The organism is Mesorhizobium sp. M9A.F.Ca.ET.002.03.1.2 (genome assembly GCF_003952365.1).
Taxonomy (GTDB): Bacteria; Pseudomonadota; Alphaproteobacteria; order Rhizobiales; family Rhizobiaceae; genus Mesorhizobium.
In genome coordinates, this window is sequence record NZ_CP034443.1 from 1,191,186 (window position 1) to 1,203,554 (window position 12,369).

Sequence of the window (12,369 nt, forward strand, 5' to 3'; positions counted from 1 at the left end):
GCGCCATTCTCGACGCACGGCATCGCCGTGTCGCCTGATTACCGCAGGCTGAACGTCAAGGGCACATCGACACGCGAGTTAGCTCCTTCCGGCGGCGCCGGCACAGTGGCGCCCTGCAGCATGTCGAGTACACTGCGGTCGAGATCAGAGTCGCCGGAGGAACCAGTGATGCGAACGGACGTCACTCGGCCGGAGGTCGCGACCGTGAAGGAGACCCTCACGGTTCCTTCCGAATGGCGGGCTTTCGCGGCCTTCGGATAGCGCTTGTGCCGATTGATCCACCTTGTCAGTTGCGAGTTCCACTTCTTGGAGTTCCCGCGTGACGCCGAGGCTGCTGCTTTGGCCGATTTCGGTGCGGCCGCCCGGGCTGCGGATTTCGCAGCCGCGCTCGGGGCGGCTGCCGTCTTCGGGCGAGAAGATGCGGCTTTCTCTTTTTTCGGACGCTGTCTGGCCTCTCTGACCGGCTTCTTCGCCTTGACCTCAGCCGGCTCCTTCACCTTGGCCTGCTTCTTGGTCTCGACGGGTGCGTCGACCGGTCTCGGCTGCGGCAGCGGAATGACCACTTCCGGCGTGACGGCCTCGGCAACATCAGGCACAACCTCCTCGAGCGGCGGCTGGTCGACCCGTTCCGCCACGGTCGGTGGGGTGGGCTCGACTGCGTCGGCCGGAGCGGTTTCCGACGGCTCTGTGACCGGCTCCGCCCGTTCGACGGGCGGTTCGGGCGCAGGCTCCGCTTCGGCTGTCTCGGGCTCCTCGACCGGCTCTGGCTGATCGGGCGCCACCTGGTCTGGCATTGGCGCCGGCATCGCCGGCGTGACCGCCATCGGCGACAGCTCGATCACCTGCGCCTGCGGCGGCCCCCCGTCGGGCTCGGCCGGGCGCCAGCTCTGCATCGCATAGGCAATCGCGGCATGCGCCACCAGAACCAGCGCAGCGGCGGCCGCCCACCAGGCAATCTCGCGCACGCCGAAGCGCGGCTGATCGACCATGGGCAGGGCGGCGGCCGGCGACATTATTGGCCCGTTCCGTCTTGCGGCGCTGGGACTGCGGCATCCCCGGGCGCGGTCTCGAGGCCGACCAGCGCGATCTTCAGATAGCCGGCACCCCGCAACAGGTTCATCACCTGCATCAGCTCGCCATAGCCGACCGCCTTGTCGGCGCGCAGGAAGATGCGCGTCTGCTTGTCGCCCTTTGTCCTGCCGACGAGCGTGGCGGCGAAGGTTTCGCGCGGCACGGTGTCGTTGCCGATCGCCAGGCTGAGATCGTTTTTCAGCGTCAGGAACAGCGGCGTCTCCGGCCGCGGAGCCGGCGTCGCGGTCGAGCCCGGCAGATCGACATTGACGTCCACCGTCGCCAGTGGCGCCGCGACCATGAAGATGATCAGCAGGACCAGGATGACGTCGATGAACGGCGTGACGTTGATCTCGTGGTTTTCCTCGAGATCGCCGTCGATGTTCTCTCGAATTCTGGCCGCCATGGTGTCGCTCCGCTAATCCGTGCTCATTCCGCGGCCATAGGCTTTGCCGGCGCGACCGTGCGGAAATCCAGATCCCGGCTGACCAGCCGTTCGACCCCAGTCGAAGCGTCGGCGAGGATCTGTCTGTAGCCGGCTATCGATCGCGCGAAGACGTTGTAGATGACCACCGCCGGGATCGCCGCGACAAGGCCCATCGCGGTGGCCAGCAAGGCTTCCGCAATGCCCGGGGCAACGACGGCGAGATTGGTGGTCTGCGCCTGCGAGATGCCGATGAAGGCGTTCATGATGCCCCAGACCGTGCCGAAAAGGCCGACGAAGGGCGCGGTCGAGCCGATCGTCGCCAGCACGCCGGTGCCGCGCGACATGCGCCGCGCCGCCGCCGCCTCGATGCGCGACAGGCGCGAGGTGACCCGTTCCTTCAACCCCTCGCCGGAGACATGATCGAGCGAGCCGGCCGAAAGCGCCGTCTCTTCCTCCGCCGCCCGCACCAGCAAGGCGCCGGGGCCGTTATTGTGGCCAAGCGCGCGCCCGGCCTGGTTCAGCGTCGCGGCATTGCCGATCGCCTGTGCCGCACGGCGGGCGCGCAGCTTGCCGCCAAGGATCTCCAGCGACTTGGCCAGCCATATCGTCCAGGTGACGAAGGACGCAAAGGCCAGCCCGATCATCACCGCTTTCACGACGATGTCGGCCGCCATGAACATGCCCCATGGCGACAGGTCATGCGGCAGGGACGTTGCCGTCGAAGGACCAATCTCGACAGGCGTGGTCTCGGTGGGCGTGGTCACGCCGGGCTGCGTTGCCAGTGGCACGGCCGCGTCCGGCGCAGCCTCCCCAGGCGCGGGAGCGGGTGCCTCGATCACCGGGGCCGCGCCTGCCGGTTGCTCCTGGGCGGCGGTGCTACCGGCCGACAGGATGACGGATGCGATCAACGCGGCGAACAAACCATGTCTGGGCAAACCATGTCTGGACAAGGGCATCTTCCTTATTCTCATGAGTGGCCTCACTGCACATAGCCGATGGGCTGGCCGGTGACGGGGTGCGCGAAAACGCCCATCTCCACGCCGAAAATACCTTTGAGCACGTCGCCCTGCATGATCTGGTCGGGCGTGCCGCGCGTCAGCAGCCTGCCGTCCTTCAGTGCGATCAATTCGTCGCAGTAGCGCGCCGCCATGTTGGGATCGTGCAGCACGACCACGACGCATAGGTCGCGTTTGCGGCTGAGGTCCCTGACCAGCCCCAGCACCTCGACCTGATGGGCGATGTCGAGCGCCGAGATCGGCTCGTCGAGCAGCATGACGCCGGCATTCTGCGCCACCAGCATGGCCAGCCATGCGCGCTGCCGCTCGCCGCCGGACAATTCGTCCACCAGCCGGTCGGTAAAATCCGCCATGTCGGTCAGGGCAAGCGCCTCGTCGACATGGCGCCTGTCCTCATGCCCGAAACGGCCGAGCGCGCCATGCCAGGGATAGCGGCCGAGCGTCGCCAGTTCGCGCACGGTCAGGCCGGTCGCCGCCGGCGTCGTCTGCGGCAGATAGGCAAGCGCGCGGGCGAGTTCTCGGGCGCCCCACTGCACCAGCGGACGCTGCGCGAAGGTGATGCCGCCCGAGCTTGCCGGCTGCTGACGCGCCAAGAGCTTGATCAGCGTCGACTTGCCCGAGCCGTTGTGCCCGATCAGCCCGTAGACGCGCGCGCGTTGCAGCTCGAGTGTAACAGGACCGAGCAGCGTCCGCTCGCCGACAGCGAACCGCACCGCTTCGACGCGGAAGGCAGTCTGGGCATGAATTCCAGCCACGGTCTTGGCCTCTCTCCAGCTTCGCGCGCGCATTTCGAAATCCGGTTTGGGTAATCCGGTTTCGGCACCGATGCCCGGTTGACTATGAAACATGAGTTTACTAGTCAACAATGAAGATGACTTTTTGAGTCAACAAAATGTCGTGACGCGCCGTATTTGCGTCGAAATTCGAAAAAAGTGGGGCGTGCCGAGATGGTGGCTGGTTCAGGTCGCGGAACAATTCGAGATGAAATGGCCACGCGCCGGTACCTGCTGATCGCGGCGATATCGCTGCCGGCACTGCTTGGCAGCGGCCACGCCGTCGCGCAGGAAGCGACCACCACCCTCGACCCGATCAACGTCGAGGAACGCATCGAAGACGCTTGGGGGCCGGTCGAAGGTTATGTCGCTGGTCGCAGCGCCACCGGCACCAAGACCGACACGCCGCTAATCGAGACGCCGCAGTCGGTCTCCGTGGTGACGGCGGATCAGATCGCAGCGCAAGGCGCCGAGACCCTTGGCGGCGCGTTGCGCTACACGGCCGGCGTCACCGGCGAGCTGTGGGGCACCGACTTGCGCGGTTCTGGCCTGCAGATCCGCGGCTTCAACGTCTGGGACGAAGTCTTCTACGTGAACGGCCTCAGGATGAAGGGGTCGGACTTTTCCTCCTTCCTCTCGCTTGAACCCTATGGCGCCGAGCGCATTGAAATCCTGCGCGGCCCGAGCTCGGTGCTGTACGGCCAGAACAGCCCCGGCGGCATCATCAACTATGTCAGCAAGCGACCGACGGATGAGACTTTCCGCGAGATCGAGGTCAGCGCCGGCAGCTTCGACACCTATCAGGGCCAATTCGACATGGGCGGCAAGCTCGACGAAGCGGGCGTATGGAGCTATCGCCTGACTGGCCTTGCCCGCGAGGGCGAGTCCTATACCGACCATGTCGACAACGATCGCCTGTTCATCGCCCCCGCGCTCAAATGGCAGCCGGATGCCGACACCAGCCTGACGCTGCTCGCGGCGATCCAGAAAGACAAAGTCGGCTGGGGCATCCAGTTCCTGCCGGCGAACGGCACGGTGCTGCCCAATGGGAACGGCTCGATACCCCTGAACCGCTTTGTCGGTGAGCCCGATTTCGACGAATACAACCCGCTGATGGCCATGATCGGCTACGAGTTCGAGCACCGCATCAACGACACTTTCATGGTCCGCCAGAACGCCCGCTACTCCTATCTCGACAATGACGAGCAGTTCGGCGTGTTCGGCGCGGGCCTCGAGCCCGACGACCGCACCTACAATCGCTACGCCGATCTCGGCATGTCGACCTTCGGCAATTTCGCGATCGACAACCAGGTGCAGGCGGAGTTCGACACGGGCCCGCTAGCCCATCTGGTGCTTGCCGGGCTCGACTACCAATACACGGACTATAGCGACTATGGTGCCTCGGCCGAGATCGGCCCGATCGACATATTCGACCCGGTCTACGGCTCGCCGATCTCGGAGTTCACGCCCTATCTGGACAGGGACACCACGCACAGCCAGACCGGCATCTATGTGCAGGACCAGATCAAGCTCGACAATTGGGCGCTCACTGTCGGCGCTCGTCACGACTGGACGCGGACAGAGACGGTCGACCATCTCGCCGACGGCGCCGCCAGCGAGCAATCCGACAGCGCCACCACATGGCGCGCCGGTCTCGTTTATCTCTCCGACATCGGCCTCGCGCCTTATGTCAGCTATTCGACTTCCTACCTGCCGGAGCTAGAGCATAATCCCGCCGGGGCGCCTTTCGAGCCGGAGACCGGCGAGCAGTACGAAGTCGGCATCAAATATCAGCCGGTCGGTTGGAATTCGTTCATCACCGTCGCCGCCTTCGACCTCACCAAGCAGAACGTGGTTCGCCATATCGGCAATGATGCCTTCCAGACCGGCGAGATCCGCTCGCGCGGCATAGAGGTCGAAGGAGTCGCGAGCCTCGACAACGGACTCGACATAAAGGCTGCCTACGCCTACCTCGACACCGAGATCACCGACGACGGCGACGGGACCGAGGGCAATACGCCTTATGGCGTACCGCAGCATAGGGTCTCGCTTTGGGCGGACTACACGATCCAGAGCGGCGTGCTGGATGGACTGGGGCTGGGCGGCGGCATCCGCTACATTGGCGAGACCTACGGCGACGACGCCAATTCCTTCAAGGTGCCGTCGGTCACCTTGTTCGATGCCGCGGTCCACTACGAGTGGCAGAACGTAAAGTTCCAGCTCAATGCAACCAACCTATTCAACAAGGAGTACATCGCCTCCTGCTCGACTGCGGATTTCGGCTGCTATCCCGGAGAGGGCCGCAAGATCGCCGGTTCGATGAAGTATCGGTGGTGAGCAATACCGAATCGCGGCGCCATGTCGAGATCGCCGCTGGCTCGCTCACCAGGCGTGAGTGCATCGGGGCATTTGCTGCGGCGTGGTGTGGCATGGCGGCATTGCCGGCGCGTGCGGCACGGCCGCCGCGGATCGCCTGTCTCGAATGGACCTCGGCCGAGATGGTTATCTCGCTCGGGATCGGGCCGATGGCGGTCGCCGACACCAAGGGTTACCGTGACTGGGTCGTGGATCCGGCTCTTCCCGCCGGCTGCCTCGATCTCGGCTCGCGCGGCGAGCCCAATCTCGAACTGCTGACGGAATTGCGGCCCGACCTCATCGTCGGCGCCTATGGCTATGGCTTGGACGAAGCTCCGTTCAAGCGGATCGCGCCGCTGCACAGCGTGCCCTTCTACGATGGTACCGAAGCGCCTTATCGCCAAGCCGAAATTGAAACGCTGAAACTTGGCTCGCAGCTCGGCCGGGAGGTTGAGGCTCAGCGCCTGATCCAGAACACCGCGGCGACAATCGCCGATCTCAGGGCGCAATTTTCGGGACGGGCAGACGAACCGCTCGCGGTGGTCAGCCTGTTCGACGACCGTCACGTCCGCGTCTATGGCAAAGGTAGTCTGTTCGAGGACGTGCTCGACCGGTTGAGCCTCGCCAATGCCTGGACGGCGCCGACCGATAGCTGGGGCTTTTCCACAGTGGGCATCGAACAGTTGGTCGCGATCGGCGAAGCCCGCCTGATTTCTCTCGATCCGATCCCCCCGCATGTGAAGATAAGGATTGGCCAGAGCAGCCTCTGGGCGAACCTTCCTTGCGTCAAAGCCGGCAACGCCAGGACAATCCCGCCGATATGGCCTTTTGGCGGACTTGCCGCCGCTGCCCGCTTCGCAACGTTTGTGGCCCGGGCATGACCGTCATGCAGTTCCCGGCCGGCCATCGTGCTCGTTTCATGAGAGGCGGCTGGATGCTCGTCGCCCTCGTGGGCGTGCCGGCGGTACTGGCGGCGTATCTCACCGCTGCCGGGCTTTTGCGCCTATTACCCGCCGACATGTGGTGGCAATCGCTCGGGGCGACGGACGTTGCCGATCCGCGGCAGCTGCTTTACCGCCATGCCTTTCTGCCGCGTCTGGCGATCAGTCTGCTGGCCGGCGCGGCGCTCGGCCTGACCGGCACGCTGCTCCAGCAGGTGCTGCGCAATCCGCTCGCCGAGCCGACGACCATAGGCACGAATGCAGGCGCGACCGTCGCCCTGACGATCGCCACGCTCTACGCGCCGTGGATGCTGGAGCAAGGTCGCGAATGGGTCGCGCTCGCCGGCGGCGCCTTGTCTACGCTGGCGGTTCTGACTTTGGCCCAGGGCCGGAGTTTTTCGCCGGTCGCGCTCATCATATCCGGCCTGGTGGTCAGCCTCACATGCAGTTCGGCGAGCGCCCTGCTGATGGCGGCCAATCGCGAGTATTCCGAGGAACTTTTCATCTGGCAGAGCGGTTCGCTGTTCCAGAACGGCGACGCCGTGGTGCTCGGGTTCGCGCCATGGCTCGCGGTGGCTGGCATTGCTGCCTTCCTTTTGCTTCGGCCGCTGCGGCTTCTGGACCTGAGCGACGAGGGAGCGGAAAGCCTCGGGACGAAACCCGTGGTAACACGGCTGGCGGGAATGACTGTCGCCGTCGCGCTGAGCAGCATGGTGGTCGCAGCCGTCGGCGTCATCGGCTTCGTGGCGCTTGCGGCGCCGGCGCTGGTCAGGCTCGCCGGAGCACGGACCTTGCGCCAGCGCATGATCTGGGCGCCCCTCGCCGGCGCCACGCTGTTGTGGCTGACCGACCGGCTGGTGCAAGTCCTGCCGTTTGCCTCCGAAATCCCGGCAGGCGTGGCGACTGCATTCCTCGGTGCGCCGCTGCTGTTTCTTCTCCTGCCGAAATTGCGCACCAACCCGGATCGGGACGGCGCCATGCTGTCTTCCGTGCGCAGGCGAAGCGGATCGGTCTATCTCCTGGCCGGACTCCTCGCGATGGCGCTTCTTCTCTGCGTCGCGCTTGCTGTCGGGCGAGGCGCGGCCGGCTGGCACGTGGCCTCGGCCGCCGAACTTGCCGACCTCCTGCCGCTCAGGGCGCCTCGCATCGCCGTCGCGGTTTCCGCTGGTATGATGCTGGGCGTGGTCGGCACGCTGATGCAGAGGATGACCGGCAATCCGATGGCGGCGCCAGAGGTGCTGGGTGTTTCCGGCGGCGCCTCGCTAGGCATCCTGCTGCTCTTCGTCGCGACTTCGACAGTCAGTCGCCCGGCAATGATCGCTGCCGGTCTCGTCGGAGCTCTGGCCAGCCTGGCGATGATTTCGCAGACCGGCCGCCGGCAGCCCGTCGCGAATGATCGGTTGCTGCTTTCCGGTGTCGCCGTGGCGACGATGGCGTCGGCATTCTCGGCGGTGATGCTCGCCAGCGGCGATCCTCGGCTCGATACACTCATCGCCTGGCTGTCCGGCTCCACCTACCGGGCCACCGCCGTCGACGCCACGATCGCAGTTGTGACGACGATCGCGCTGCTGGCCATCGTGCCCCTCACAATCCGCTGGCTGGAAATCCTGCCGCTTGGAGAGGCCGCCTCACGCGGGCTCGGGCTTAGCCTCCTTCGTGTGCGGCTTATACTCCTGGTGCTTGTTTCGGTGCCGACGACAATAGCGACACTTGTCATCGGGCCGCTGAGCTTCGTCGGTTTGATGGCGCCGCACCTGGCCCGCATGCTCGGCTTCCAACGCGCCTTGCCGCCGCTTTTCGCATCCGCGATCCTTGGTGGCATGATCCTTGTTTCGGCCGACTGGGCCGGCCGGACGCTCATTTTCCCGTGGCAGATTCCGGCGGGTTTGCTAGCTGCCCTGGTCGGCGGTCCCTATTTCATGGCGCTGATGTGGAAGGGCCGACAATGAGCGGGGCTTTGGCATATTGCCGCTTGCGCTGTTGCGGCTGTAAGCGACCGACGCTGGCGGCGAGCGGCTCAAATGTCCCCGCCGCGCAATCATGACAGGTTCGGTTCGGCAGAATGATTAGACGCTTCCTTTCCTACTATGCGCCCTGGAAGGGGTTGTTCGCGCTCGACTTCTCCTGCGCGGTGCTTGCCGGCCTGCTCGAGCTCGGCTTTCCGATGGCGGTGCGCTCCTTCGTCGACGAGCTTTTGCCACGGCAGGACTGGACGCTGATCATTGCGGCGGCGGCCGGCCTGCTCCTCATCTATCTGCTCAATACGGTGCTGATGGCGGTGGTCACCTATTGGGGTCACATGCTTGGCATCAACATCGAGACCGAGATGCGGCGAAAGAGCTTCGACCATCTCCAGAAACTGTCCTTCCGCTTCTACGACAACCACAAGACCGGCCATCTCGTCGGCCGCGTCACCAAGGATCTCGAGGAAATCGGCGAGGTCGCGCATCACGGTCCGGAGGACCTGTTCATCGCCGTCATGACCTTCGTCGGCGCCTTCGCGCTGATGTTCGTGGTCAACGTTCCCCTGGCGCTGGTCACAGCGGCGATCGTGCCCGTCATCGCCTGGGTGACCATCCGCTATGGCGACCGTATGGAGCGCAACTGGCAGGCGCTGTATGGCCGCGTCGGCGACTTCAACGTGCGCATCGAGGAGAATGTCGGCGGCATGCGCGTGGTTCAGGCCTTCGCCAACGAGGAGCATGAGCGGACGCTGTTCGCGCATGACAACCGGCGTTATCGCCAGACCAAGCTCGATGCCTACCGCATCATGGCGGCCAGCAATTCGCTGAGCTATATGGGTATCAGGCTGATCCAGCTCGTGGTCATGATCGCCGGCAGCTATCTCGTTATATCAGGCAGCCTCAGCAATGGTGGTTTCGTCGGCTTCCTTTTGCTCGTCGGCGTCTTCGTGCGGCCGATCGAGAAGATCAACTCGGTCATCGAGACCTACCCGAAAGGCATTGCCGGCTTCCGCCGCTACACGGAACTTCTCGACACCGAACCCGACATCGCCGACCGCCCCGGTGCCAGGGCCGTCAGCAGCCTCATCGGCGACATTGACTACCGCGGCGTCAGCTTCGGCTATGGTGGCGGCAAGCCGGTGCTGAACGGCATCGACCTGTCGATCCGGGCCGGCGAGACCATTGCCTTCGTTGGCCCGTCCGGCGCCGGCAAGACCACCATCTGCTCGCTGTTGCCGCGCTTCTACGAGGTCGATTCCGGCGCGATCAGCATCGACGGCATCGATATCAGAGACATGACGCTCGCCTCGCTGCGCGGCCAGATCGGCATCGTCCAGCAGGACGTGTTCCTGTTTGGCGGCACGGTCCGCGAGAACATCGCCTATGGCCGGCTCGATGCGACCGACGAAGCCATCGCCGACGCGGCGCGGCGGGCCCAGCTCGACGGCATGATATCAGGGCTGCCGGCCGGCTACGGCACCATCATCGGCGAGCGCGGCGTCAAGCTCTCCGGCGGCCGAAGCAGCGGCTGGCGATCGCGCGCATGTTCCTGAAGATCCCGCCGATCCTCATCCTCGACGAGGCGACGTCGGCGCTCGACACAGAGACGGAGCGGGAGATCCAGAAGGCGCTGTCCGAACTTGCCGACGGCCGCACCACGCTGATCATCGCCCACCGGCTGGCGACGATCCGTGGCGCCGACCGTATCGTCGTCGTGTCTGATAGGGGCATTGTCGAGCAGGGTTCGCACAGCGAATTGATCCGCGCGGGCGGCACTTACCGGCGGCTGCATGACGCCCAGCACCTTGCATCGCATTGATCCTGCCAAGCCAACCGGCCCCGCGGGACGGAAAGGCTTTCATTCCGCACGGTAGCTCATCCTGCGGCGCGTGCATCCCGGATCACGCGGGATGTAAACGCCCCGGGCTGCGGAGCCCCGCGGCGCGTCAGGGTATTGCGCAGCAGCGCGATCGTTTCGCGGCCGGCCGTCCCGATCTCGCGCGGCCGTTCGATGCCGACGATCATGAATTCCTGGATTCCCAAGGCCGCATAAGGAAGCAGCGACAATGCAATCTGCGCCGGCCGCCCGGCGATTTCGACCGCTTTTTGGCAGGAGACGGCAGCGATGTCCTCCGAACGGATCCGGACGGGAAGCGCGAAACGCAGCTTGCCGGCCCGGCCGTGTTCGGCGGCCGCACTGCGCACCCGTTCCATCAGCTGCCGGATCTCGACCGGCGAACCCGGCGTCAATTCGAAGACATCGGCATGCCGTCCGGCGACCCTGAGCGCCGTTCCGGACTGTCCGCCCATGCGGATGGTCATGTCAGCGCCATGCGGTGCCTTGCGAGGAACATAGCCGCCTTTGACGCTGTAGAAGGCTCCTTCATGATCGAACGGCCTGTCGTTCGACCACAACCGCTTCAGCAGCACCAGATATTCGTCAATCCGCTGCCAGACGACCGTATGGCCGACCGGACGTGTTTCGGCATCGTCGTCGCTCAGCGGCTCGCTGAGCATCCTGAGCGACAGCCGCCCGCCGCTTCTCGCATCAAGGGCCGCCAATTGCCGTGCCGCCACCGTCGGCTCGATCACACCCGCCCAATGCGTGAGAACGACCTCAAGGGATGAAGTGCGATCCAGCGCCCGGGCGGCAATATCCATATTGGTTAGCAGCCCGGCCGGATCATCGACGACGATCCTCTGGAAACCGATGTCCTCGATCAGCGACAGCTTTGTCGCGGTTTCCGCGAAATCGTAGAAAAACGGCACGGTTGAATCGGCAGGCTGAGTTTTACCGGGAACATGCGTGAACTCGATCGGCATTGCCATCTCCTCCATCACGTTGGGATCACTGGGCGCGCAAAAGCGCACCGGCATTCGGTTCATTCAACTCCGGCATTCTGAAAAGCGGCAGGTCGCTATCCCTGTAAGTCAGGACCCGATGGCTCGGGGCCCCATGATCAGGGAATAAGGCCCAGAACGACTGCCCCGGTGAACACGAACGCAAGGGCAAAGACGAGATAGGCAAAGGCGCCTGCATAGGCCGGACGCCAAGTCTGGTCGGAACCCAGCCTCTGGCCTTTGCGGGCAGTCTGGGCGTTCTGAATATAGGACATATCGACCTCCGTCTCGGCATTTAATCTATAAAATCAGTAGACTTTGTCGAGTGCTATTTTTGCGCCATCTTTAGAATGAACCACTCAAAATCTTCAAGAAATTGGTTTTTCTTACTGAATCTCGTTGCACTGGGCCGGCCGTTGCGAATCCGCCTTGCCAACTTCGCCCCTGTCGCCGCCGTCGCCTGATGCTGTCGCCGGAAAAGAGTTCGCCGTGTCCGGCGGTTCGTTTGGCCGGCCGGTGCATGAGGCATGGCATCGCCGCGTAAGCGGGAATGCGACGTCACGGGCTGGCGAAGCGATCTCCTATTTGCTGGGCGGCATGTAACCTTCCAGACCGAACAGCATCAGGGCGAGCGACACCAGGAAGAAGCCAACAGCCACGCCGAGCGCAATCCGGGCATAGAGTTTGTAAACGTCGCTCAAGACGGTGCCGAACACCCGTCGCGCCGCGCCATCGACTGGGCGCGATTTCTCGTCGAGATAGAGCCAGACTTCGGTGTGTTTGGGGTTCTTGATGCCTGCGGTCATGGCTTTCCACATCAGTGCCAGTGCCATGGTCAGCGTAAGGAACGCGCCGGAGCGAAAGGCAGATACCGGGTTGAAGGAGAAGCCGATCATGACACAGCCGATGGCAAGCGATCCGAACATTACGGCGCGCCCGATGCACTCCACAGCAACCCGCCTGATCTCGTTCATCGGCTGC

The 12,369-nt window shown here is 64.3% G+C and carries 10 protein-coding genes and 1 pseudogene; 4 read left to right on the forward strand and 7 right to left on the reverse strand.

From position 1 onward, the window contains the following. Positions 1-38: 38 nt before the first annotated feature. Genes EJ066_RS05970 through EJ066_RS05985 form a run of 4 tightly spaced genes read right to left on the reverse strand, consistent with a single transcriptional unit; the run spans position 39 to position 3,302 of the window. On the reverse strand, positions 39-1,013 hold the full coding sequence (locus EJ066_RS05970; protein WP_126035791.1) for a TonB family protein: 975 nt from the start codon (positions 1,011-1,013) through the stop codon (positions 39-41). Beyond that, positions 1,013-1,477 carry a TonB system transport protein ExbD gene (exbD, locus tag EJ066_RS05975; protein WP_126035793.1) on the reverse strand — a complete coding sequence of 155 codons (465 nt, stop codon included), beginning with the start codon at positions 1,475-1,477 and terminating at the stop codon, positions 1,013-1,015. The genes EJ066_RS05970 and exbD overlap by 1 nt, the downstream gene beginning before the upstream one ends. Before the next feature lie 23 nt (positions 1,478-1,500). Beyond that, positions 1,501-2,433 carry a tonB-system energizer ExbB gene (gene exbB, locus EJ066_RS05980; RefSeq protein ID WP_126043761.1) on the reverse strand — a complete coding sequence of 311 codons (933 nt, stop codon included), beginning with the start codon at positions 2,431-2,433 and terminating at the stop codon, positions 1,501-1,503. Between the two features lie 44 nt (positions 2,434-2,477). Then, positions 2,478-3,302: an ATP-binding cassette domain-containing protein gene (locus tag EJ066_RS05985; protein WP_126035795.1), complete on the reverse strand. Its 825-nt coding sequence runs from the start codon at positions 3,300-3,302 to the stop codon at positions 2,478-2,480. A 198-nt stretch (positions 3,303-3,500) separates the two neighbouring features. Here EJ066_RS05985 and EJ066_RS05990 point away from each other — a divergent pair, with 198 nt between their 5' ends. From EJ066_RS05990 to EJ066_RS06005, 4 genes and pseudogenes are all read left to right on the forward strand, one after another. Beyond that, positions 3,501-5,624: a TonB-dependent siderophore receptor gene (locus EJ066_RS05990; RefSeq protein ID WP_245455087.1), complete on the forward strand. Its 2,124-nt coding sequence runs from the start codon at positions 3,501-3,503 to the stop codon at positions 5,622-5,624. Then, complete coding sequence (locus tag EJ066_RS05995) at positions 5,621-6,523, forward strand: ABC transporter substrate-binding protein (RefSeq protein WP_245455088.1); 903 nt, start codon at positions 5,621-5,623, stop codon at positions 6,521-6,523. The genes EJ066_RS05990 and EJ066_RS05995 overlap by 4 nt, the downstream gene beginning before the upstream one ends. A 53-nt stretch (positions 6,524-6,576) precedes the next feature. Continuing rightward, positions 6,577-8,532, forward strand: a complete 1,956-nt coding sequence (fhuB, locus tag EJ066_RS06000) for a Fe(3+)-hydroxamate ABC transporter permease FhuB (RefSeq protein WP_245455089.1) — start codon at positions 6,577-6,579, stop codon at positions 8,530-8,532. A 113-nt stretch (positions 8,533-8,645) separates the two neighbouring features. Beyond that, positions 8,646-10,366: pseudogene (locus tag EJ066_RS06005) on the forward strand (ABC transporter ATP-binding protein). 56 nt (positions 10,367-10,422) lie between these two features. On the opposite strand, the gene EJ066_RS06010 reads toward EJ066_RS06005, so the two are convergent. The 3 genes from EJ066_RS06010 to EJ066_RS06020 all read right to left on the reverse strand — a co-directional run bounded on the left by EJ066_RS06010 (position 10,423) and on the right by EJ066_RS06020 (position 12,362). Beyond that, positions 10,423-11,370 (reverse strand): LLM class flavin-dependent oxidoreductase, encoded by a 948-nt coding sequence (locus EJ066_RS06010; protein WP_126035799.1) that lies wholly within the window; start codon positions 11,368-11,370, stop codon positions 10,423-10,425. Between the two features lie 137 nt (positions 11,371-11,507). Continuing rightward, entirely contained in the window at positions 11,508-11,663 is a 156-nt protein-coding gene (locus tag EJ066_RS06015) for a hypothetical protein (RefSeq protein WP_126035801.1), read from the reverse strand. Positions 11,664-11,969: 306 nt separating this feature from the next. Next, positions 11,970-12,362: a hypothetical protein gene (locus EJ066_RS06020; RefSeq protein WP_126035803.1), complete on the reverse strand. Its 393-nt coding sequence runs from the start codon at positions 12,360-12,362 to the stop codon at positions 11,970-11,972. Between the last annotated feature and the right edge of the window lie 7 nt (positions 12,363-12,369).

Coding starts and splice junctions, on each gene's coding strand:
- EJ066_RS05970 (WP_126035791.1), bottom strand. CDS start 1,013: ATGTCGCCGGCCGCCGCCCTGCCCATGGTCGATCAGCCGCGCTTCGGC.
- exbD (WP_126035793.1), bottom strand. CDS start 1,477: ATGGCGGCCAGAATTCGAGAGAACATCGACGGCGATCTCGAGGAAAAC.
- EJ066_RS05985 (WP_126035795.1), bottom strand. CDS start 3,302: ATGCGCGCGCGAAGCTGGAGAGAGGCCAAGACCGTGGCTGGAATTCAT.
- EJ066_RS05990 (WP_245455087.1), top strand. CDS start 3,501: ATGGCCACGCGCCGGTACCTGCTGATCGCGGCGATATCGCTGCCGGCA.
- fhuB (WP_245455089.1), top strand. CDS start 6,577: ATGCTCGTCGCCCTCGTGGGCGTGCCGGCGGTACTGGCGGCGTATCTC.
- EJ066_RS06010 (WP_126035799.1), bottom strand. CDS start 11,370: ATGCCGATCGAGTTCACGCATGTTCCCGGTAAAACTCAGCCTGCCGAT.
- EJ066_RS06015 (WP_126035801.1), bottom strand. CDS start 11,663: ATGTCCTATATTCAGAACGCCCAGACTGCCCGCAAAGGCCAGAGGCTG.
- EJ066_RS06020 (WP_126035803.1), bottom strand. CDS start 12,362: ATGAACGAGATCAGGCGGGTTGCTGTGGAGTGCATCGGGCGCGCCGTA.